This is a genomic window from Mesorhizobium sp. L-8-10, from assembly GCF_016756635.1.
Lineage (GTDB): Bacteria > Pseudomonadota > Alphaproteobacteria > Rhizobiales > Rhizobiaceae.
Genome location: NZ_AP023263.1, coordinates 7,083,283 through 7,105,074 on the forward strand (window position 1 = coordinate 7,083,283; position 21,792 = coordinate 7,105,074).

The 21,792-nt window shown below is 60.5% G+C and carries 21 protein-coding genes, 1 tRNA gene and 1 pseudogene; 10 read left to right on the forward strand and 13 right to left on the reverse strand.

Annotation, left to right across the window (positions count from 1 at the left end):
• Positions 1-2 precede the first annotated feature (2 nt).
• The 7 genes from JN280_RS33100 to JN280_RS33130 all read left to right on the forward strand — a co-directional run bounded on the left by JN280_RS33100 (position 3) and on the right by JN280_RS33130 (position 4,144).
• A complete protein-coding gene (locus JN280_RS33100) occupies positions 3-488 on the forward strand; it encodes a UPF0262 family protein (RefSeq protein WP_202308546.1) in 486 nt (161 codons plus the stop codon).
• A 50-nt stretch (positions 489-538) separates the two neighbouring features.
• On the forward strand, positions 539-931 hold the full coding sequence (locus tag JN280_RS33105; protein ID WP_202315203.1) for an arsenate-mycothiol transferase ArsC: 393 nt from the start codon (positions 539-541) through the stop codon (positions 929-931).
• A gap of 204 nt (positions 932-1,135) precedes the next feature.
• Positions 1,136-1,354: a translation initiation factor IF-1 gene (gene infA / locus JN280_RS33110; protein WP_149761977.1), complete on the forward strand. Its 219-nt coding sequence runs from the start codon at positions 1,136-1,138 to the stop codon at positions 1,352-1,354.
• Positions 1,355-1,385: 31 nt separating this feature from the next.
• Positions 1,386-2,015 (forward strand): Maf-like protein, encoded by a 630-nt coding sequence (locus JN280_RS33115; RefSeq protein ID WP_202308548.1) that lies wholly within the window; start codon positions 1,386-1,388, stop codon positions 2,013-2,015.
• Between the two features lie 3 nt (positions 2,016-2,018).
• Positions 2,019-2,213, forward strand: coding sequence for a DNA gyrase inhibitor YacG (gene yacG / locus JN280_RS33120; RefSeq protein WP_202308550.1), 195 nt, complete (start codon positions 2,019-2,021; stop codon positions 2,211-2,213).
• Positions 2,214-2,545: 332 nt separating this feature from the next.
• Positions 2,546-2,621, forward strand: a tRNA-Phe gene (locus tag JN280_RS33125).
• A 212-nt stretch (positions 2,622-2,833) separates the two neighbouring features.
• Positions 2,834-4,144: a tyrosine-type recombinase/integrase gene (locus JN280_RS33130; protein WP_096458592.1), complete on the forward strand. Its 1,311-nt coding sequence runs from the start codon at positions 2,834-2,836 to the stop codon at positions 4,142-4,144.
• Between the two features lie 507 nt (positions 4,145-4,651).
• On the opposite strand, the gene JN280_RS33135 is transcribed toward JN280_RS33130, so the two are convergent.
• The 4 genes from JN280_RS33135 to JN280_RS33150 all read right to left on the reverse strand — a co-directional run bounded on the left by JN280_RS33135 (position 4,652) and on the right by JN280_RS33150 (position 9,759).
• Complete coding sequence (locus JN280_RS33135) at positions 4,652-5,638, reverse strand: GTP pyrophosphokinase (protein WP_202308552.1); 987 nt, start codon at positions 5,636-5,638, stop codon at positions 4,652-4,654.
• A complete protein-coding gene (locus JN280_RS33140; RefSeq protein WP_202308554.1) occupies positions 5,635-6,681 on the reverse strand; it encodes a nucleoid-associated protein in 1,047 nt (348 codons plus the stop codon). The genes JN280_RS33135 and JN280_RS33140 overlap by 4 nt, the downstream gene beginning before the upstream one ends.
• 766 nt (positions 6,682-7,447) lie before the next feature.
• Positions 7,448-8,595, reverse strand: a protein-coding gene (locus JN280_RS33145; RefSeq protein WP_202308555.1) for an IS3 family transposase whose coding sequence is annotated in 2 segments (ribosomal slippage) — positions 7,448-8,346 and positions 8,346-8,595 — 1,149 coding nt in all. Because the reading frame shifts where the segments join, the coding sequence is not laid out codon by codon here.
• 822 nt (positions 8,596-9,417) lie between these two features.
• Positions 9,418-9,759 (reverse strand): hypothetical protein, encoded by a 342-nt coding sequence (locus JN280_RS33150; protein WP_202308557.1) that lies wholly within the window; start codon positions 9,757-9,759, stop codon positions 9,418-9,420.
• A 514-nt stretch (positions 9,760-10,273) separates the two neighbouring features.
• On the opposite strand from JN280_RS33150, the gene JN280_RS33155 reads away from it, so the two are divergent.
• Both JN280_RS33155 and JN280_RS33160 read left to right on the forward strand, forming a co-directional pair.
• A complete protein-coding gene (locus JN280_RS33155) occupies positions 10,274-11,461 on the forward strand; it encodes a Fic family protein (RefSeq protein ID WP_202308559.1) in 1,188 nt (395 codons plus the stop codon).
• A gap of 10 nt (positions 11,462-11,471) precedes the next feature.
• Positions 11,472-11,979: pseudogene (locus JN280_RS33160) on the forward strand (tyrosine-type recombinase/integrase); the annotation flags it as partial.
• 222 nt (positions 11,980-12,201) lie between these two features.
• Here the strand turns inward: JN280_RS33160 and ccoS are convergent.
• The 8 genes from ccoS to ccoN all read right to left on the reverse strand — a co-directional run bounded on the left by ccoS (position 12,202) and on the right by ccoN (position 20,275).
• Positions 12,202-12,351: a cbb3-type cytochrome oxidase assembly protein CcoS gene (ccoS, locus tag JN280_RS33165; RefSeq protein ID WP_006329249.1), complete on the reverse strand. Its 150-nt coding sequence runs from the start codon at positions 12,349-12,351 to the stop codon at positions 12,202-12,204.
• Positions 12,348-14,636: a heavy metal translocating P-type ATPase gene (locus JN280_RS33170; RefSeq protein ID WP_202308561.1), complete on the reverse strand. Its 2,289-nt coding sequence runs from the start codon at positions 14,634-14,636 to the stop codon at positions 12,348-12,350. The genes ccoS and JN280_RS33170 overlap by 4 nt, the downstream gene beginning before the upstream one ends.
• Positions 14,633-15,130: a FixH family protein gene (locus JN280_RS33175; RefSeq protein ID WP_202308563.1), complete on the reverse strand. Its 498-nt coding sequence runs from the start codon at positions 15,128-15,130 to the stop codon at positions 14,633-14,635. Before JN280_RS33175 ends, JN280_RS33170 begins: the two co-directional genes overlap by 4 nt.
• Positions 15,127-16,692, reverse strand: coding sequence for a cytochrome c oxidase accessory protein CcoG (gene ccoG / locus JN280_RS33180; protein WP_446720795.1), 1,566 nt, complete (start codon positions 16,690-16,692; stop codon positions 15,127-15,129). Before ccoG ends, JN280_RS33175 begins: the two co-directional genes overlap by 4 nt.
• 203 nt (positions 16,693-16,895) lie before the next feature.
• Positions 16,896-17,759, reverse strand: coding sequence for a cytochrome-c oxidase, cbb3-type subunit III (ccoP, locus tag JN280_RS33185; protein ID WP_202308567.1), 864 nt, complete (start codon positions 17,757-17,759; stop codon positions 16,896-16,898).
• A 2-nt stretch (positions 17,760-17,761) separates the two neighbouring features.
• On the reverse strand, positions 17,762-17,911 hold the full coding sequence (locus tag JN280_RS33190) for a cbb3-type cytochrome c oxidase subunit 3 (protein ID WP_202308569.1): 150 nt from the start codon (positions 17,909-17,911) through the stop codon (positions 17,762-17,764).
• A 10-nt stretch (positions 17,912-17,921) separates the two neighbouring features.
• A complete protein-coding gene (gene ccoO, locus JN280_RS33195) occupies positions 17,922-18,653 on the reverse strand; it encodes a cytochrome-c oxidase, cbb3-type subunit II (RefSeq protein ID WP_202308571.1) in 732 nt (243 codons plus the stop codon).
• A gap of 11 nt (positions 18,654-18,664) precedes the next feature.
• Entirely contained in the window at positions 18,665-20,275 is a 1,611-nt protein-coding gene (gene ccoN / locus JN280_RS33200; RefSeq protein WP_202308573.1) for a cytochrome-c oxidase, cbb3-type subunit I, read from the reverse strand.
• Between the two features lie 129 nt (positions 20,276-20,404).
• On the opposite strand from ccoN, the gene JN280_RS33205 reads away from it, so the two are divergent.
• On the forward strand, positions 20,405-20,944 hold the full coding sequence (locus JN280_RS33205; RefSeq protein ID WP_010914029.1) for a hemerythrin domain-containing protein: 540 nt from the start codon (positions 20,405-20,407) through the stop codon (positions 20,942-20,944).
• A 3-nt stretch (positions 20,945-20,947) separates the two neighbouring features.
• Here the strand turns inward: JN280_RS33205 and JN280_RS33210 are convergent, their stop codons facing one another.
• Positions 20,948-21,703, reverse strand: a complete 756-nt coding sequence (locus JN280_RS33210; protein WP_202308575.1) for a Crp/Fnr family transcriptional regulator — start codon at positions 21,701-21,703, stop codon at positions 20,948-20,950.
• Positions 21,704-21,792 lie beyond the last annotated feature (89 nt).

Sequence of the window (21,792 nt, forward strand, 5' to 3'; positions counted from 1 at the left end):
CGATGCACGGGCCCGCCACCGGAACGAAGAGGCTGATCGACGTCGAGCTCGACGAATCGATCGGCCGCTCGACCCCGGATGTCGAGCACGAGCGGGCGGTCGCCATCTTCGACCTGATCGAAGAGAACAGCTTCGCGCCCGTCAACGACGGCGGGCCCGGTCCCTACAAGCTCAAGCTCTCGCTGGTCGATGCGCGCCTGGTGTTCGCGATCATGCGCGAAAGCGGCGATCCGGTGGCGACCCATATCCTCTCGCTCACGCCCTTCCGGCGGATCGTGAAGGACTACTATTTGATCTGCGAAAGCTATTACGCTGCCATCCGCTCCTCCACGCCGAGCCAGATCGAAGCGATCGACATGGGCCGCAGGGGCCTCCACAACGAGGGCTCGCAGACGCTGATGGACCGGCTCGACGGCAAGATCGAGATCGATTTCGACACCGCGCGCCGGCTGTTCACGCTGGTCTGCGTGCTGCACTGGCGCGGCTGACCGGCAACGTGAGCGGCCCGGCCACGACGACACCGAGTTCGGTCCTGTTCATGTGCGGCATGAATTCGGTCCGTTCGCCGATGGCCGAACTCTTGGCGCGACGCGCGCTGCCGGCCTCGACCTTCGTCGCCTCGGCCGGGATTCGCGCCGGCGAGCGCGACCCGTTCGTCGACATGGTGCTGGCCGAGGAAGGTCTGTCGCTCCATGAGCGGCAGCCGCGCACAGTCGACGATCTCGAAGACCACTATTTCGACCTGATCGTCACCCTGTCGCCCGAGGCGCATCATGCCGCGCTGGAGCTCACCCGCTCTATGGCCGTCGACGTGGAATACTGGCCGATGCCGGACCCCACCATCGTCAGCGGCACGCGCGACCATATCATGGCGGCCTATCGCGACGTTCGCGAGCGGCTGAAGCGGCGCATCGCGGCACGATTCGGCTGACGACATCCCCGCACACGCGGAAACCGGAGCCGAAAGCGGCTCCGGTTTCGGGATGAATCCGACGCTGAAACCGATCGACAGGACGACAGCAGGATTCTATCAGTGCGACCGACGTTCAAGCGTGTTCACAAGCGCGCCATAATCATATAGGTTCCGCGCAATTTCGGGGCCTTGCCCCAGGCCCAATCAACCCAAAGGTATCGAATGCCGAAGGAAGAAGTCCTCGAGTTTCCGGGTATTGTGACGGAACTGCTCCCCAATGCGATGTTCCGGGTGAAGCTTGAAAACGAACATGAGATCATCGCCCATACGGCGGGCCGCATGCGCAAGAATCGCATCCGCGTGCTCACGGGCGACAAGGTCCTGGTCGAAATGACGCCCTATGACCTGAGCAAGGGCCGCATCACCTACCGCTTCAAATAGCGCCGCGCCGCCGGAACCCGACGGGACGCCGATGAGCATCTACCCGAAGCTCGTGCTCGCCTCAGGATCGCCCCGGCGGATCGAGTTGCTGCAGCAGGCCGGCATAGAGCCGCACCGGCTTTTTCCGGCCGATGTCGACGAGACGCCGCTTCGGGCCGAGCATCCGCGCTCGCTCGCCAAGCGTCTGTCGCGCGCCAAGGCCGAGAAGGCCGCCGCCGCGCTGAAGGACGACCCGGAAGCCGTGAACGCGCTCGTGCTTGCGGCCGACACGGTGGTGGCCGTCGGCCGCCGCATCCTGCCCAAGGCCGAAATGGTCGACGAGGCGTCGAACTGCCTGCGACTGCTTTCGGGACGTTCGCATCGCGTCTATTCCGGCGTGTGCCTGGTCACCCCCGCCGGCAAGATCCGGCAGCGGCTGGTGGAGACCCGCGTGCGCTTCAAGCGGCTGTCGCGCCAGGAGCTGGAAAGCTACCTCGCCTCCGGCGAGTGGCGCGGCAAGGCCGGCGGCTACGCCGTCCAGGGGCTCGCCGGGGCCTTCGTCGTGAAGCTGGTGGGCTCCTACACCAATGTGGTCGGCCTGCCGCTCTACGAGACGGTCGGGCTTTTGACCGGGGAAGGCTTCCCCGTGCATTTCAACTGGCTGTCGGGGCCGAGGCACTGAGCCATGACCGGCGGCAAAGTCACCCCCCTGAGGGCGAAGCGCCCCTGCCCCGAATGCGGCAAGCCCTCGGCGCGCGAGACCTATCCCTTCTGCTCGCAGCGCTGCAAGGATATCGACCTCAATCGCTGGCTGTCGGGAGCCTACGCAATTCCCGTGACCGAGGAAGAAGAAAACACCGATCCCGGCAAGGAAGGCTGACGCGGGCATTTTGTGGCGCCAGCCCGCATCGTCAGGGCATGCCGTCATCCAAATGCGAACTGCTCTTTTTCGAACGATCTCCTTCTTCGTGTCCGCCGCAACCGGCGATTCATCACCTGCATCCCGACCGGCTGCCGGTGTCGACCGCCCTGGATCCGGCCGCGCCGCAGCACGCCGGACCCGCCTGCAGGGAAGCTCGCAAGCGTCGTTGGAAAACTGTCATTTAATTCGCCGCGAAGCGCTGGACAGGCGGAAATCTCGTGCTATAACCCACGCGCTTTCGGGGCGGTGCCCACCGCCCACGACACCCGGAAGGTCCCCTTCCGTGAGAGGCCCAGGTAGCTCAGTTGGTAGAGCAGCGGACTGAAAATCCGCGTGTCGGTGGTTCGATTCCGCCCCTGGGCACCATCCCCTCTTCTCCCGACAGTCTCTTTCGCCGAAGGCTCTACGCTTCTGTCTCGGCAACTAGCTGAAATACTTACTGATTTCGGTTCCCAAAGCGCGGGTGGTCGGGTTTCGTGGAATTTCGGCGCAGTTGGTCCAACGAGGCGGGGGGCTGGTATTTTCGCTGGTATTGGAGATCCTGATGGTATCGATGCAGCCAAATGGAGGTCCCGAAAATGGCTCTTTCCGACGTAAAATGCCGTAATGCCCGACCCGCTTCCAAGCTCGTGAAATTGTCTGACGGTGGCGGGCTCCAGCTTTGGGTGCAGCCTACCGGATCTCGCCTATGGCGCCTCGCCTATCGTTTTGGCGGCAAGCAGAAGCTTCTGGCGTTGGGCAGCTATCCCCTCATCTCCCTCGCTGAGGCACGCGAGGCGCGCGATACCGCCAAACGTCTCCTCCTACGTGGCATCGACCCCGCACAGGAGCGTAAGTCGCAAAAGGCTTCGGCGGAGGACACCTTTCGCTCAATCGCGGAGGACTATGTCGACAAGCTGAAGAAGGAGGGACGTGCCGACCGGACCATCACCAAGGTCAAATGGCTGCTCGACTTTGCCTATCCAACGTTTGGGGACAAAAGCGTTCGGGAGATCGATCCGGCTACAATTCTTGCCGCTCTCCGCAGCGTGGAGGTTCGTGGTCGATACGAGTCGGCCAGGCGAATGCGCTCCACCATCGGCAGCGTGTTTCGATATGCAATCGCAACCGCACGCGCCGATGTAGATCCGACGATCGCCCTGAGGGGCGCACTCGTCGGTCCGACGGTCACGCCCCGTGCCGCGGTTACCGATCCTAAGGCCTTGGGAGGCTTGCTGAGGGCGATTAATGCATTTGACGGACAGCCTACAACCCGAGCCGCTCTGAAGCTGATGGCCCTGCTATTTCCCCGCCCCGGCGAGCTGCGCGCGGCCGGATGGGACGAGTTCGATTTCGAAAGCTCGGTGTGGAGCATCCCTGAAGGACGCATGAAGATGCGACGGCCGCACCGCGTACCTCTTTCCACGCAGGCCGTCAGCGTCCTGACCTCACTTAGAGAAATCTCTGGTGGTGGATCGCTGTTGTTTCCTAGTGTTCGATCGGGTTCGCGCCCGATTTCTGACAACACGCTCAACGCCGCCCTGCGCCGTATGGGCTACCGCAAGGAAGAAGCTACCGCGCACGGTTTTCGAGCAACGGCATCAACTCTGCTAAACGAATGCGGCAAGTGGCACCCGGACGCCGTAGAGCGGCAGCTGGCCCACATTGAGAACAACGACGTTCGGCGCGCCTACGCCCGGGCAGAGCACTGGGAAGAGCGCGTCAGAATGATGCGATGGTGGGCCGATTATCTGGATGAACTCGAGAGCAAAAACTCGCGGGTGATCTCAATCGAGGGACACGAGGCAAGCCTGCTGTCCATACATCCTCGCGAGGGTCTAGTTTGGAAGCCAACAGCGACGGTTCGCCAAACGACGAGACGAACCTCCAACCTCCGAAAATCACACTGAACCCCGTCGAAAACACCGAAACTGGGCGACCAATGTTGCATGCCGGAGGGTCATCGTTTTCCACAGGAAATCAATAAGTTGGCCACACATTTCCTTCGTATTCTCTCCTGTGGTCCGGCGAACCTAAGGACCAGGAGGAGGACTAGTATTCCCTCTGCGGTGTCTCGTCGTCCCACAAGAAGGGTCGATTAACCCGTGACGAACGTGGCTGGTTTAGGGCCGTTACCGGCCTGGCGGGCTTCGGCTAGGATTTGCGATAAGCTGCCGTTCTGGAGGCGACCTCATTGTGGTTACTCGCCGTCAAATTCGAGAACCAAGATAGTGGCCGCCCGTCAACGTCACGCTTGGCGAACTTCTGTCGACACAACTCTTCGGTGAGCGTCTCTCAGCGGGAAATGGGCGACTGATCAGCCGGTGCTCCAGCGCAGGTTCCGTTCTGAGCGACGATTTTTTCTCAAGGCCAACCTCTCTTGACTTGAGCGTCGACGCCTTGGACTGCTTTGTGGCCTACTGCGGAAGGGCCAAGCCAAGGTCGGAGTATATCGGCCCGAGTTCCTCATCGGTCAGTAAACCTGGCGAGGTGGCGATGCTCGGAAAATTGCCCACCACGAAGTAGAGCAACAAAATCGAGGGCAAGGCGAACAGGGTCTGGGCCTCTCGCCGGCCCTTGATGCGCTCCATGATGAAATCCTTGGTGTTCAGCCAAAGGAGGATGTCTTCAATTGAGCTCTCGCCGGCCAGTGGGAGGTACGCGTCGATCAACTCACCGTCGAGAGTGGTGACAGTCGCGTCCACACCGATCTTGTCTCGGTAGTACACGGACAAGGCGTCGATCAGAGCCTTGACGCTCTTGACCGATGCGTCGATGAGGTTGCCGACTTGGCGGAAGTAGTCGTCAGTCGCTTCGATCAACGCCATCGCCTTTGCCGCAGCCCGCATCATCTCAGGCGTCGATTTGACGCTCGGCTTGTAGATTGTGTCGTGGGTGACTTCGCTGAAGGCATGCTGCAGCAGCGTGCGGACCTGGATCTCGCACGGAATGTCCAGCGGTATAGGGACGCCTTCGAATACGACCCCTGCCTTTGCCCGAACCACGTAGTGGACCGACTGGTATCCGAACTCCCAAGGCTTTCGGGCTCGCTCCTTGGCGAAGTCCCGGGCTTTTTCCCAGAACCAGTACTTGTCGCCGAATTCGGCGATCGCCTTCTCGACAACGGGTATTTCGTCGGATGTGAGCACGACGAAGCGGATGCCCACCTTGTCCTCGATGTCGTCATACGGGCTTGCGTAGCCCTTGCCGCGATAGAGTGCCTTTTGGATGAGCGACTTGCTCTCCTTCAGCCTTTGCTTAACCGGAAGGCGCAAGAACAGGTCCGGCGCCTCCACTTGGGTCGAGAGCCCCTCGATGACCGCGTGGATGACGAACCTACCCCAGGCATCGTAGTACTGCTGCTCCGCCTCCCAGCGTCGCAGGATCTCGAGCTCGGTGGTCATAGCTGTTCGGTGACTGGCCTGCGGACCGTGATCCTGGTCCAGCTTGCAGCCTCACCTTCGGAAACATCGCCTGCCGGCACATCCTCGATTGTCACGGTGCCATTCCGTATCGCGTCCGGGGACGCAGAGAACTCGATGTCTGGACCGAACTTGTACTTCCGGCGCCGCAACCTTCCACCCATCTCGCTGATGTCCCGAACCACAGCTCTATTGGTCGGGAATTTCTTGGCTTCGAGGAACTTGTTAAACGGGTCACGCAATTCGGGTGGCAGATACGTGTCGCCGAACTGTTGCGAGGTGAACGTGGGTGCCTGATCTACCTTGACGAAGGCGAACAGCGCGTCGCCCAGGTCCCTTCGGAGATCTCGCTCATTTACCGAGGTGCGAACGAATTCCTTCGTGAGGTCGAAGAACTTCGCGGTTTCATATTTCCCGCTCTCAGGAAAGGCGCAGCCAAGAAAGCCGTCGTAGAAATATACGGCCGCGTTCTCTCGGCGGGCGGCGGTGATATTGCTATCAAATACGAAGCATCGCCAATTTGTGCTCGCCGTGACAGCGGCATCTTCAGAGATGAACAGAGCAAGCTTGTAAAGTCTCGTGGCTGGCGTCAGGAAGATGTTCTCGAGGAATTCGGTCACAACTTTTGCCGCAGCCAGTCGGCGTTGAAAGCCGGACTGCATCTCCGCTTTAATCACCCCTAAGAAGGGCTTTCCGTCGCCACCGACTTTCCCATCGAAGACTAGAAGCATTCCACCGGGAATCCCTCGTGATTTCTGTGCGTCAGCGAGGGCATCGGCCATGTGATTGGAGATGCTAGGGAAATCGGTGTCGGTTGCGAGAACAAGACGTCGAGCAGTCCCAACCACGCTCGCGTCATTGGTCTTCACTATCTGCATCTCTATGCTCTTGGACTGTGCGGAGAGCGCGTCGGTGATACGCATCCCAAAATGACTGAGAGCCTTGGCATCCAGTATTTCGAGATCCTTCCCGTAGGATGGCGGCACTACATTGGGCCCGTCTTTCCTCTGGAATACCTCATGCATAACGACTCGGCCGATAGAAAGATTCTCTACAAGCAAAACTCGATCCCCCTTCGAAAATATTGAAGAATATTATTCTGAGCGGGTTAAGGAAGGATATCAGAACAAAACAAGAACACAAGGCCGCCGACATAGGAACAGTGCGGGAGGAATCTTAGGCAGGGGTGCGAAGGGGCGGCCGCTACACGGCCGCCCCTTCGTTTCAAGGGATCATAACATGAGGCAGGAGAAGAGCGGTCTCGGGACGCTTGAAGTCTCCATGGTCGCCGATCGAACGGCCATCTCATTCGTCTAAGATTCGGTGACCACCCTCGTCTGTCACAGTTCGACTGCCGTTGCCCCGAACGCCTGCTTGCGAGGCATTGAACGATTGACGCTATGCCGAGTATGTGACGCGAGGCAGCCCTGACTCATTCGGCGGCAACCGTTCCAAGTCTCGGTAAATGACTTGACGTTTTTTGTGGCTGAAGGCAATTTGGTGATGGCCTCCCGCACAGGCCAGTGTGCCCACCATGCAAAGCCTCGCAGTGCGCTGTCGCTGAGATTAAACCAACCATTCCCTCCTGGGACGGGTCTGTCAGCAGTGGGCACATGTTGGATCCGTTACCACGATAGGAATGGATCATGAGCAATAGCGATCAACTGAAAGAACTGAAGACCGCTGCGCGAAACATTGCCCGCGCCAGGCGAATAAAACACGTAGGCGCGTTGGAAGTGATTGCGCAGGCATTGGGCTACCTGGCCTGCTGCCGGTTTTTCGGACACCAGGTTAAGCTAACATCGCTTGTTCCTCGAACTCCACGGGGCTGAGATAGCCCAGCGTCGAGTGCCGTCGCCGGGGGTTGTAGAAGCACTCGATGTAGTCGAACACATCCGCCCTGGCGTCGTCCCTCGTCCTGTAGACCTTGCGGGCTGTCCGTTCGGTCTTAAGCGACGAGAAAAAGCTCTCCATCGCGGCATTGTCCCAGACGTTGCCCGACCGGCTCATCGAACAGGTGATGCCGTGGTCGGCCATCAGGCGCTGGAACTGCTCGCTGGTGTATTGCGATCCCTGGTCCGAATGATGCAGCAGGCTGTCCGGCTTGCCTCGGCGCCAGATCGCCATGATGAGGGCGTCGGTCACGAGCTGGGCCGTCATCTCCGCCTTCATCGCCCAGCCGACGACACGGCGGGAGAACAGATCGACGACGGCGGCAACGTAGAGCCAGCCTTCGGCGGTCCAGATGTAGGTGAAGTCGGCGATCCACTTCTGGTTCGGGGCCGCTGCCTCGAAGGCGCGGTCGAGGAGGTTGTCCGACACTGCCGCTCGCTCGCCAATGTCCTTCGGCAGCCCACGGCGGCGCGGCCGGGCACGCAGCCCGTTCTCACGCATGAGCCTCTCGACACGATGAAGGCCGCAGGAGAAGCCTTCAGCCAGAACGTCGTGCCAGACGCGGCGAGCGCCATAGGTGCGGTCGCTGCTTTTGAAGCTGCGATCGATCTTCGTCACCAGGACTTCGTCGTGCCGAGCGCGAGCGCTGGGGCTGCGGTTGAGCCAGGCATGGAAGCCCGAGCGGGAGACATCCAGCGCACTGCACAGCCATGCCACCGGCCAGATCGAACGGTGCCTCGCGATGAAAGCGAACCTCATATCGCTTCCCTCGCGAAGTAGGCTGCGGCCTTTTTTAGGATGTCGCGCTCCGCCTTCAGCTTCGCCACTTCCTTGCGCAGCCGATCGATCTCAAGCTGCTCCGGCTTCATCTGCCCATGGCCGGGAAAGGCATGCTGCGGATCGGTCGACAGCTCGCGCACCCATTTGCGCAGCACGTTCTCGTGGAGATCAAGATCGCGCGCCGCCTGAGCAACCGCAACGCCCCGATCCTTCACCAGCCTCACCGCCTCAAGCTTGAACTCGCGGCTGAACTTCCTTCTTCGCATTCCCACTCTCCAGTTCCGTTAAACACCTTATCTCGGTGTCCACGAAACCGGCAGCAGGCCAACCCGCATTGGAACGCGCTGACCAATGCAGAAAGGAAGGGATGGCGTCCGTCTGAGGCGGATCTGGCTATCGCTCGGGCGCTGGTGCTTGCCGAAAATCCGCTGATTTCCATAGATACTGATCCCTGGAGCGTGCTTGGCCCTGACAAGTTCGAGGGCGAACTGCAAGGGCACAGCTATCGGGTGAGCACGCATTCGGACGATGTTCGCATGTGGGGACGAGGTTGGGAGGTGACCTTACCCGAGGCCCCCTTAGCTCCTGCTCGTTTTCGAGTAACAGATCGCAGGCTCAAAGCGAACCCGATTGACCACACAAACTTCCGAAATGCCGCGCTCGAAATAGCTTCGGGTTGGCGCAAGCTGGTTCACGCGCGAATCGCGTCAGACTGGCCTCGTCGCTCAACGGTGCCAGACAGCACCGGCCGTGCCGAACACCCCCTAGGTCATGAGGTAAGTGACATCTGGTTTTGCTTGCATTGCGACCAGTCGTCTACCGGGGTTGAAGTTGCCGCGAACCTTTTTCACTGCCCGCGCTGCTTGGCATCTCCCCTCGACATTCACGCATCTCCTTGGTGGCAAGCTGATGTGACGAAGTAAGCGCCGGGGCTATGAACTATCCTACTTTTTCACAGTTCTTGCTGTGCCATGACATGGCGCAGCAAGACTGTCGCGGCATATGCCTCAATCGCTTATAGAACGCACAACCAGGCGGCGCCCTGTAAAAAGATTCACAGATGGAAGTTTGGCCTTATCGGTAACCGATCAGAACTCGATAAACGCAACGATCTTCTCATAGGTCAAACCGTTCGGCTCGCCGTCAAGGTAGGAGCGGATCAAGTCAGTTTGCGTGCTCCGGGCTGTCATGAGCGAGTGCTCTTCCATCTTATGATCAACGAGCGCTTGCTGGCCAACCATACGCATTTTCTGCAGCTGAAGCAGCCCAGCCGTCGTCATCTCGCGATGGTAGGAATACTCGTGTCCACGCTTAACCACCCGATCGAGGATTATGAGTTGTCCTGCAGGCGAGACATCTGGATGTGCTGTCACGGCGAGGCTAACATCGGTCTTCTTACCGTCATACTCCAGCCAGGCGTGGGAAATCATTATGTCGTCGGTTCCGTCATTGACGTAACCGACGACCGGAACCGTGGTAATTCCATACTTGTTTTTTAAAACTCATGCAGAAAACGCAAACGGGAGAACCTGGCGGCCCGCATCGGGCTTCCACACGCTCTCGCAGAGCTCAGCGGTATTGGGCTGCCTCGTTCGAGTCCTCGCGCAGCCGGGTCGCAGCGTCGCGTGCTTCCGCAATCTCTGGAGAAATCATTTGGAGTCGCCTGTATTTTCCTGGTCGTATATTCTAGTCAGCGCGACCGACGAAGTTCGGCCAAGCGATCGGCCAAATCGACCTACCGATCGCAAATTTGTACATGCTATCAATGCGCTAAGCATAGCGAATATCGGCCATCATCGGCATCGGCATTGGCGTCGTCGATCAACCGTCTCGGTGAAGCCGAGGTAGCGCCTAACATCGGCCAAATGATCGGCCAGTTATGGGCGCTCAGCTAAAATTTCTGTTGACATATACGTACTTAGCGCGATCTAACATCGGCCAATCATGGAAGAGATCGTACAGCGCATCGAGCCGGCGCGCCTGGAAGACGTTGCGGAGCCTATCTCCGACGCGCTGGCTGAGCTGTCAGCAAGCTCGGCGGTTCTCGGCGCCAAGCTGCATCCGCGCACGGCCGCGAACCTGGCGGATCTCGTGCGCATCATGAACACCTATTACAGCAACCTGATCGAGGGCCACAACACACGCCCGCGCGACATCGAACGCGCCCTCGCCGGCGAATTCGACAAAGACCAGGAACGACGCAACCTGCAGGTGGAAGCCGCGGCCCATGTTCGACTGCAGGGGGAAATCGATCGCCTGGCCGCAGAGGGTCAGCTCCCAGAACCGGCTTCGCTTGATTTTTTGCGCTGGCTGCATGCGGAATTCTACCGTGACGCCGATGAGGCGATGTTGCGCATTCGCGGCGCAGACAGAGAATTCTTGATGGTTCCGGGTCGGTGGCGATCACAGCCTGAACATGATGTCACTGTCGGCCGCCACCAGCCGCCGTCAAGCGATCGCGTCGAAGCGTTCATGGAGCATTTCGCTAGCCGGTACCGCTTCCAACGTACGGGCAAAGCGGCTAGGATATTGGCGATTCCGGCCGCGCATCATCGGTTCAATTACATTCATCCCTTCCCAGACGGCAATGGACGCGTCAGCCGCTTGATGAGTCACGCCATGGCCCATGAGGCAGGAATCGCCGCGCATGGGCTGTGGTCGATTTCCCGAGGCCTGGCGCGGGGTCTGGAAAGCCGCGGCGACTATAAACGCATGATGGATCACGCCGACATGCCACGCCAAGGCGATCGCGACGGCCGCGGCAATCTTTCTATGCGGGCGCTGGCGGATTTTACCTTATGGTTTCTACGCGTATGCATCGACCAGGTCAGTTTCATGTCGAGCCTGTTCGATTTGAACCAACTAGCCCGGCGCCTGCAGCGGTTCGTTCAACGCTACGACTTGAAGCCCGAAGCTTTCCGGCTGCTCGAGGAGGCGCTTCTGCGCGGCGAGTTCGATCGCGGTGAGGCCTCACGTATCGCTGGCTTGCCGGAACGTACGGCCCGCCGCGTGTTTACCGAGGTGCTCGAGCTTGGCCTGCTTGCGTCCGATACCCCGAAAGGACCGGTATCGCTACGCTTCCCGGTCGACACGTTGGACGAACTGTTTCCTAAGCTATTTCCGGAAACTTAGCGTCGCATAACTGCGCCTACTGTTTCCCCGCCCCGGCGAGTTGCGAGCCGCCGGATAAGAAGAGTTCGACTTCAAAGGTTCGGTGTGGACCATCCCGGAAGCACGCATGAAAATGCGGCGGCCGCACCGCGTTGCACTTTCGAGGCAGGTCATCAAAATCCTGACCGATCTCAGAGACATTTCCGGCGGCGAGGCGCTGCTGTTTCCAAGTGTGCGATCGGGTTCTCGTCCGATTTCCGACAATACACTTAACGCCGCCCTGCGTCGCATGGGTTACAGCAAGAAAGAAGCAACGGCTCACGGTTTCCGAGCAACGGCATCAACTCTGTTGAATGAATGCGGCAAGTGGCATCCAGACGCAAGAGAGACAGCTGACCCATATTGAAAAGAACGACGTTCGGCGCGCTTACGCCAGGGCAGAGCACTGGGAAAAGCGCGTCAGTATGATGCAGTGGTGGGCCGATTATCTGGACGAAATTGGGTGCACGAAACCTGCAGTTGAACCCAAACAAGTGTAACTGCAACCCCGTGTCCGCACCTATCGTGAACATGAACATCAGCTTTGCGTACGTTATGACATTGGCCGCGTCTATGTTGGGGCGGAACCGGCGACGCAGTCCTTCGAGGGACAGGGGCTTTTCACAAATCTACGTCAAGCGGCTTAACTGGTTGTGGAGCTTTCGTTTTTCCGAGTCGGCTGACGGGAGGCGTCAGCACAGCGTCAGGAACAGCGGTCTGGCTCAGCGTTCCGGCTTGTCGTCCCGGAGGATGCGCTCAGCGGCTCCGTCAAGATCCTCATATTGGCCACTCTTCAACGCCCACAGAAAGCCAGTCAGCCCCAGTGCGCCAAGAAATAGGGCGACTGGCATGAGGTAGACGAGTATCGTCATGATGACCGCGCTGATGGGTGAATGCCGGAATGCGTTGCCGAAGAAGCCCTCGTCAGCTCGGCGAGCCTAAAGCCCTGCAGGCGCAGCGCGTTTCCGATGACCAGCAGCGATGAGGCCGACATCGCGATCGCCGCGATCAACGGCGTGACGTGCCCGAGAATGGCAATCGGCACGGCGACAGCGTTGTAGACGATCGCAATGGCGATATTCTGCCGGATCAGCCTTCCCGCTTGCCGCGAGACATCCAGCGCCAGGGGCACCGCCAGCAGGCTTTCGCGCAGGAAGACGAAATCGGCGGCGTTGCGGCCGACATCGGCGGCGGTTGCCGGCGCGATCGAGACATGCGCGGCAGCGAGGGCCGGCGTGTCGTTGAGCCCGTCGCCCACCATCAGAACCTTGTGGCCCGCCCTGGCCAGCACCTCGATCCGCTCAACCTTGCCGGAGGGAAGCAGCGCCGGAACGAAACTCTCGATATCCAACGTCCCGGCAACCTCGCCGCAGGCATGGGCTATATCCCCGGACAGCATTTCGACCGACACGCCGGCATCCTTCAATTGCCCGACCGCCGCCTTGGCGTCGGCGCGCGTAGCGTCCTCGAACGTGAAGGAGGCGACGATCCTCCCATTCTTCGAGAGCACCGTCCCGCCATAGCCGCCATACTTGCCTTCGCCACCGGTCCGGGCTTTCCATCCGGCCCAGCCGCGCCGGCCAAGACGCCAGGTGCTGTCCGCGGTCGTCGCTTCGATGCCGAGACCCGGGTGCTCGCTGACGGCTTCCAGCTTCGGCTGGCCGGCAAAACCCGCGAATGCGGCGATGGCCTTCGAGAACGGGTGACGGGAGTGCGCCGCCATGTCGGCTGCGATCGCCAGCATCGCCGGATCGATGGTCGACGCGTTGACCAGCCTGGGCTGACCGGGCGTTAGCGTGCCCGTCTTGTCGAATACCGCCACGTCTATCGCGGCCAGGCGCTCCATGGCCGATCCGTCCTTGACCATCATGCCGGCTTCGAACAAGCGGCGCGCCGCGACCACTTGCACGATCGGCACGGCCAGACCGAGCGCGCACGGGCATGTGATGATGAGAACGGCGATCGCGATCGTCACTGCCCGGTGCCAGTCGCCGGTTACCGCCATCCAGCCAAGGAACGTCACGAAGGCGGTGAGATGGACCACCGGCGCGTAGAGCGCCGAGACACGGTCGGCGATCCGCCGATAGTGCGCACGACCACCTTCGGCGGCTTCCATCAGCCGAACCATTTCCGCCAGGAAGGAGTCCTTTGCGGCAGCGGTCGCTTCGATGGTCAGCGGGCCGGTAAGATTGAGCGTGCCGGCCTGAACCTGTTCCCCGGACGCCACGGTTTTCGGTGTGCTCTCGCCGGAAACCAGCGAGCAGTCGAGATCCGACGCGCCGCGAATGACCCTGCTGTCGACAGGCACCCTTTCGCCGGCGGCGACCAGCAGTTGCATGCCCGGTTCGATCTCGCCAACCGGCAGGTAGTCGCGCGCGCCATCGCCGCGCAGCACCATGGCGCCACGTGCGGCCAACTGGGACAGGCCTTTCACGGCGGTCCGTGCCCGTTCGCGCATGACGTGATCCAGGGTGCGGCCGATCAACAGGAAAAACAGCAGGGATACGGACGCGTCGAAATAGGCGTGATCGCCATGATTGATCGTCTCGTAGAGGCTCATGGCATAAGCGAGCGACACCCCAACCGCGATCGGCACGTCCATGTTCATGCGGCCGTGGCGCAGTGCATTCCAGGCCGAGCGGAAGAAGATGCCGCCGGCAAAGGTGAGCGCCGGGATGGCGATCAATGCAGAGACCCAGTGAAACAGGTCGCGGGTAGCACCTTCGGCGCCGGACCAGACCGAGACCGAAAGAAGCATGATGTTGCCGGCGGCGAACCCGGCGACCGCGACCGCGCGGATCAGCTCGGCAAGCGTCTTGTCCTTCTTATCAGCGTCGGCTTCGAACAGGTGCGCCTGAAAGCCCAGCCGTCCCAGCGCGGCGACAAACGGAGGCACAGAGTCCCCACGCCACCGGATCGCGACCCGTTTCGTCGACAGGTTGACACGAGCGCCTTCGACGCGATCGAGCCTTCCGAGAGCCGTCTCGATGGCCTGGATGCACGCCGCGCAGTGAACCGTCGGCACTGAAAGGTCGGTCTGCCAAAGATTGTCGCCAAGCGATCGGCTCGCCAACCTGATCTCCTGGCTAGACGGCAGGACCGATGTGGTACTGGTCAGATCCAGCGCCAGTTCCGCGCTGGGTGCACAACAGCTCATTGCAGCGCTCCTTGCGAAATCATGATCCGGCGAACGTCGCGATAGGGCTCTGTCAGACCGGCATCGGCGTCGACTTCGACGATCCAGACGCCATCCCTTGGCAAGTGCTGCGCGGCAAATTCCTGGTCCGAGACGAGGGCGAGAGTGACGGCCTTGTCCCCAGCCTCGTAGGCGGAATGACGAAACAGTATCTTGACGCCATGCAACGGGACCGGCTTGCCGGTGGTATCGCTCAAGCTGTAGCGGACCTCACCCCGAGCGATCGTCAGTTTGCCGGTCCAGCCGAGTGCCGCCTGCGCGCGCCCTTCCTCGGCCTTTCGGTTGAATTGCTGGCTGGCCACATAGGTGTTCTCGACGACAAGGCCGGTCCAGCTCGTGCTGGCGAGTGTCGCCATCGTGAGATTGACCGCGATGATCACGCCGAAAAAGCCGAGAATGGTGAGCAGCATGTGCCTGCCGGTGAACTCACGCGTCTTTTGCGTATTGGTGCTCATCTGGCGATCTCCGGTGCGTTGAAGGTGGCGGTGTATTCGTCCGATTCGAAGCTCGCTCTGTCCTCGACGCGGAACTTGAAGGTTTGTGCAGCGTGCCGAACCTCACCCGCTGGCTGGCGCACGAAGACCTTCAGCATGTTCAGCCGGTCGGGTTCGACCGCGATGGCGAACAAGCGAGCTGCCGGCAGATCACTGCCGACGACGCTCATTTCGGCTCCCTGCAAGCCCTGCATCGTGACGACGATCGTCCTTGGCTCGGGGATCATGTTAAGCAGCTTGACGGTGTAACCGTTGCGGATCGAGCCGTCGGACAGGGTCACGAATTGCGGATTGCGGTCGTGCAGGACGTTGATCTCGAGTCGGTCGCGCGTCAGCAGCGAATAGAGCAAGGCAAGCCCGACCGCCGTCCACGCGCCCATGTGGAAGAAGGTCCTCGGCCGGAAGATCTTGCGAATATGGAAATGCGCCAACCTGGCGGAGAATGTGCTGTCGGCCGTTCTGACGAGTGAAGGGTTCACCCGACCGGAGCCGCCTGCGGTCGCCACCGCCATGTTGGCGTTGTAGTCGGACAGCGTCGCATAGGAGATCAGCCCGCGCTCCTTGCCGAGCTTGTTCATGACGCCGTCGCAGGCATCAAGGCACAGCGCGCAAGTGATGCATTCGAGTTGCTGGCCGTCGCGAATGTCGATCCCCATCGGGCAGACTGCGACACAGGCATTGCAGTCGACGCAGTCACCGACCGGCTGCCCCGCAGCCTGGACCTTCTTGGCGTGCCGCGAACGAGGTTCGCCACGCCAGTCATTGTAGGTCACGGTGAGCGAATTCTCGTCGAGCATGGCAGCCTGGATGCGCGGCCACGGGCACATGTAGGTGCAGACCTGTTCCCGCATCAGCCCGCCGAACGTGTAGGTGGTCGCTGTCAGCACGGCGATGGTGACGTAGGCGACCGAAGCGGCGGTGCGGTTGAATACGTCGCCGATCAGCGTCGGCGCATCGGCGAAATAGAGGATCCAGGCGCCGCCGGTAGCTGCCGCTATGACCAGCCAGATGGCGTGTTTCGACACACGCAGCACCAGTTTGCGCGCGGTCCAGCGGCCGGCGTCGAGCTTCATGCGAGCGTTGCGATCGCCTTCGATCGCCCGCTCGACAACTAGGAAAAGATCGACCCATACCGTCTGCGGGCAGGTATAGCCGCACCAGGCGCGGCCGACGGTGGACGTGATCAGGAAGAGGCCGATGCCGGCCATCATCAGAAGGCCGGCGACATAGTAGAATTCCTGCGGCCATATCTCGATGAAGAAGACGTAGAAACGGCGGTTGGCAAGATCGATCAGCACGGCCTGATCAGGAGCAAACGGACCTCGATCCCAGCGCAACCAGGGCATCAGATAATAGATGCCCAGCGTGATCGCCATCACCAGCCATTTGAAGCGGCGAAAGCTGCCCGAGGCGCGTTTAGGGAAGATTTTCTTGCGCGGAGCATAGAGCGGCTGTCGTGTCTTGGCGGAGTTGACCGCTTTTGCCTCGAGCCGCTCCATCTGCGTTTCATCCAGCACGTGCATCTCCACTCGCGCGCGGCCTATGACATCGTTGTGCGACGGACTTGTCAGCTTCCACAGACGTCCGGTCTGCAGTGAGCCCGCTTCGCCGTGTGGGCCGCGCCGCCTTGCTGCAGGTCAATCGCCGCATGCCGGAATGGTGTCGGGGCCCGACTCGTGCCGGGCCCCGTCGCTTGGCGGGGAGGGCCGAGAATAGGCTTCCGTTCCTATTCTCCGCCGCCAAGCGAATGGACATAAACCGCAAGTTCCTTAACCTTGGTCTCGCCGAGACGCCCGATCCAGGCCGGCATGACACCGTGCTTCGGCGCGCGGACTTGGACGGCGATGGCTGTCTCGCCGGGTGCGTAGAGCCAGATCGCATCGGTCAGATTGGGCGCGCCGAGCTCTTTGTTGCCTTTCGCATTATCGCCATGACAGGCGACGCAGTTTTCCGCGAATACCTTGGCGCCGGGCTCGATAAGACTTGCATCCTGGACCTTGCCCGAGAGGCTGGCGACATAGGCGCCGACCTGTGCGATCTGTTCGGGCGTGATGATGTCACCGAAGGGGGGCATTTCCGACTGCCGAGTATCTGGGTCGGATCCGAAACGGATGCCGTGCGCGATCGTTTGCTGGATCTGCTCGGTCGTGCCGCCCCACAGCCAGTCATCGTCGTTCAGGTTTGGAAAGCCCTTCGACCCTTGGGCGCCCGAGCCGTGGCATTGCACGCAATTGACCTTGAAGGTAGCTCCGCCGGCCGCTACCGCGAATTCACGCAGCGCGTCGTCGGCTGCAATCTCGGATACGGTCTTCTGCTGGATGGCCGCGACATATTTGCCCTTGGCGGCTTCGGCAGCCGCCAGCTCAATCTTGACAGCGTTGCGGCTGGAATAGCCAAGCACACCCTTGGTCGCGGAAGACAGCATCGGCCAAGCCGGATACGCAATTGTATAAGCCACCGCCCAAGCGACGGTGATGTAGAAGGTTATCACCCACCATCGGGGCAATGGGTTGTTGAGTTCCCTTATCCCGTCCCATTCATGACCGGTCGTTGAGATGCCCGAGACTTCATCGATATGCTCGCTGCTCATGATCAGTCGTCCTTGAATGGAATCTGGGCGGCTTGATCGGCCTGTGTTTTGCCGCCGGGACGCAAGGCAAAGGCAATGCAGCCGACGTAGAAGAGCGCCATGGCAAGCAGACCCCAGCTGTCCGCGAATTCCCGCATCAAATTATAGCTCATTGCGTCCCCCTCAGCGGTAGCCGGCTGCATCGTCATAGGTCTTGAAATCGACCAGTGTTCCCAGCATTTGCAGATAGGCGACGAGGGCATCCATCTCGGTCACCTGCTGCGGATTGCCGTCCAGATCACCGACTTTGGCTTTCGGATAGCGTTTCTCGACGCCGGAGGCATCGGCATTCGGGTCGGCCTGGGCCATCAGATCTGCGTTGGCCTGCGCGATCATGTCATCGGAGTACGGGACGCCAACACGCGCGTTCGCAACCAGATGCGTCGAGAAGTCCTTCACCTCGATCGGAGCGTCCTTCAGGAAGGCATAGCGAGGCATGATAGATTCCGGCACCACCGAACGTGGATCCATAAGGTGCTGAACGTGCCATTCGTTGGAATAGCGGTTGCCGACTCGTGCAAGGTCAGGGCCGGTGCGCTTCGAGCCCCACTGGAAGGGGTGGTCGTACATGGACTCGGCGGCCAGGCTGTAGTGGCCGTAGCGCTCGATCTCGTCCCGGAAAGGCCTGATCATCTGGCTGTGGCAGAGGTAGCAGCCCTCGCGCACATAGATGTTGCGTCCGGCGAGTTCCAGTGGCGAGTAGGGCCGCATGCCTTCGACTTTCTCGATCGTATTGTCGAGATAGAAAAGCGGCGCAATCTCGACGATGCCGCCGACGGTCACGACAAGAAGAGAGCCAACGAGAAGAAGCGTGGCGGTCTTCTCGATGATCGCGTGTTTGTCCATCAAGCCCATTGTCTGGCTCCCTATTCGGCAGGCCGGAGGGCGGGCTCGGAACCTGGCATTGGTTGCTCTTCGCGCTGGTGGCCAAGAATGGTCATGGTCACGTTCCAGGCCATGAGCAGGGCGCCGGTGAGGTACATCGCACCGCCGATGGCACGCATGACGTAGAAGGGATGCATGGCGGCGACGGTTTCGGCGAAGGAGTAGACGAGGAAACCCTGCTCGTCGTATTCGCGCCACATAAGGCCCTGCATGATGCCGGACACCCACATCACCGCGGCGTAGACGACGATGCCGAGCGTCGCCAGCCAGAAGTGCCAGGTGACGAGCCGCAGCGAATAGAGGCGCTCGCGGTTCCAGAGCTTCGGCACCATGTAGTAGATCGCGCCGAACGAGATCATGCCAACCCAGCCGAGCGCGCCGGAATGGACATGGCCGATGGTCCAGTCCGTGTAGTGCGACAGCGAATTGACCGTCTTGATCGACATAATCGGACCTTCGAAGGTCGACATGCCGTAGAAGGCGACTGCCATCACCATCATGCGGATGATCGGATCGGTGCGCAGCTTGTCCCAGGCGCCAGACAGCGTCATCAGGCCATTGATCATACCGCCCCATGACGGCATCCACAGCATGATCGAGAACGCCATGCCGAGCGTCTGCGCCCAGTCGGGTAAGGCGGTGTAATGCAGGTGGTGCGGGCCGGCCCAGATGTAGAGAAAGATGATCGCCCAGAAGTGGACGATCGACAGGCGGTAGGAATAGACCGGCCGGTTCGCCTGCTTGGGCACGAAATAATACATCATGCCGAGGAACCCGGCGGTGAGGAAGAAACCGACGGCGTTGTGGCCATACCACCATTGCGTCAAGGCGTCCTGGACGCCGGAGAAGGCGGAGTAGCTCTTCGAGCCCAGGAACGACGCCGGCATCGACAGATTGTTGACCACATGCAGCATCGCGATTGTCACGATGAAGGACAGGTAGAACCAGTTGGCGACGTAGATATGCGGTTCCTTGCGCTTCAGGATCGTGCCGAGGAACAAGATGAGATAGGCGACCCAGACGATGGTCAGCCAGAGATCCACATACCATTCGGGTTCGGCGTATTCGCGGCTCTCGGTGATGCCGAGCAGGTAGCCGGTCGCGGCCATGACGATGAACAGCTGGTAACCCCAGAACACAAACCAGGCCAGTTTGCCGCCAAACAGCCGGGCGCGGCACGTGCGCTGCACGACATAGAGAGACGTGCAAAGCAAAGCGTTGCCGCCGAAGGCGAAGACGACGCCGGATGTGTGCAGCGGCCGCAGCCGGCCGAAATTGAACCAGGGTTGGATGTTGAGGTGAGGGTATGCCAGCTGCAGGGCAATGATCACACCGACGAGCATGCCGACGACGCCCCAGAATACCGTTGCAATGGCTCCGTAGCGGATCGGGCCATCCATGTAGGCGGAGGTGTCGATCGGAGCCGCCGGCTTGAAATCTGTGTTGCGCAGCAGGATCGCGGTAAAGCCAGCCAGGGCGAAGAACAAAACCCCCATATGCTGACGAAAAGGTCCTTCTACGCCGAAGCCGGCAGCCACCAGGGCCGCAAAAGCAAACAGGCTTAGAACGACGATCTCCGTGCCGAATTTCATGACATGTCCCCGACCAGGATTCCAATGCGCGGACGCCAAATCCGCGGTGCATTAATTCCGTAGTTGCCGCCTGCTCGCCCTGATCCATGTCAGAGCCGCACGATTTTGCTTCGGGCAGCATCGAGTTCGGTGCAATCAGAAGGTGGCGATTTGAACAAGGAAACGCAGCACGGGCCAACCCGCTCATGGACAAGTGCGGCTTTCTCGCGCCAGGCCGGCACAGAGGCGATTCCGGGCGAGGTCATGAAGCTTGCCCATCGGGAAAAGCTGGAGCTCTGCTTCTCGCTGGAAAGCATTGCCGATGCACTGCCGAACGTCGACCGCCTCAAATGTCTTGGAACGGCCAAGAAGATCGTTCCGCTGCTCCGTGACATTCATGGGTTTGAGGAGAGGGTGATTTTCCCTGCGTATGAGGCGCACTTGACCCCGGCCGAAGCCAAACTTGCCTCTACCAGCCGGTTGCGCATCGAGCACCTTGAGGATCAATGCTTCGCTGGCGAGGTGGCCGAAACGCTCCTAGCGATCGGTCATGGTGATCCGATAGAGAGCGCGGAAGCTGTCGGATTCATGCTACGCGGCTTCTTCGAAGGCTTGCGGCGACACATCGCTTTCGAACGCGAGCATGTCCTGCCGCGGATCGTAATAAGCGACGAAGGCCCCGACGCTTAGGTCTCATTCAAAGGCCGGTTGCCGCGCGCCTCGGCCGCCGCAGCGCTGCTCCAGCCGGCTCATGCTGTCGACCGTTACATGGCGTTTGTTCTCGATCCGGATCACGCCGTCAGCCCGCAATCGCGTAAGCTGGCGGCTCACGGTCTCGTTCGTCAGTCCAAGGAAATCAGAGATGTCGGCACGTGTCAGCGGCAGATCGAAGCATGCCGACCCAGCCGCCGGGTCGATACTGGAATCCATATTCCGGGCGATCATGAGGAGAAAGCTCGCCACCTTCTCCGGTGCGGTCTTGCGCCCGAGAGTCACCATCCATTCAAGTGCCTCGTCGAGTTCGTCCAGCGTCTGCTTGAGCAGGCGATGCTCGAGTCCCGGTGATTCCTTCATTATCCGTTCAACGGCCGCCTTCGGAAACGAGCACAGCGAGACGGAGGTTGCCGCTTCCACGTTGATCGTGCTTTTCACCTTGAAGGGCCGTCCCAGAAAATCCGGTGCGAACCGAAGACCGACAATCTGCTGGCGGCCGTCCGAAAGGCACTTCGTCAGCTTCACAACGCCTGAAAGCAAGGTTGAATAGCTGTCGACGGCCTCGGCGTCGGCGATCAGTTCGACCCCCGGCTCGAGCTTGTGCCGCGACGAAGTTTTGGCGAGCCCAACCAAATGGTTTGGATCGAGCGCAGCGCAGACGCCGCGAAGTCGTGCTGCGCAAGACAGGCAAAGAACGGGAATGCCGGAACTGTGAATGTCTTGCCGTACTGTCATTACGCTCGCGCTACCGATCCCAAGTTTCGACAGGATAGCAAGCGATGGCAGAGAAATCCTTGCGGCAGTTTGTCCGTGCTGGAGGCTGA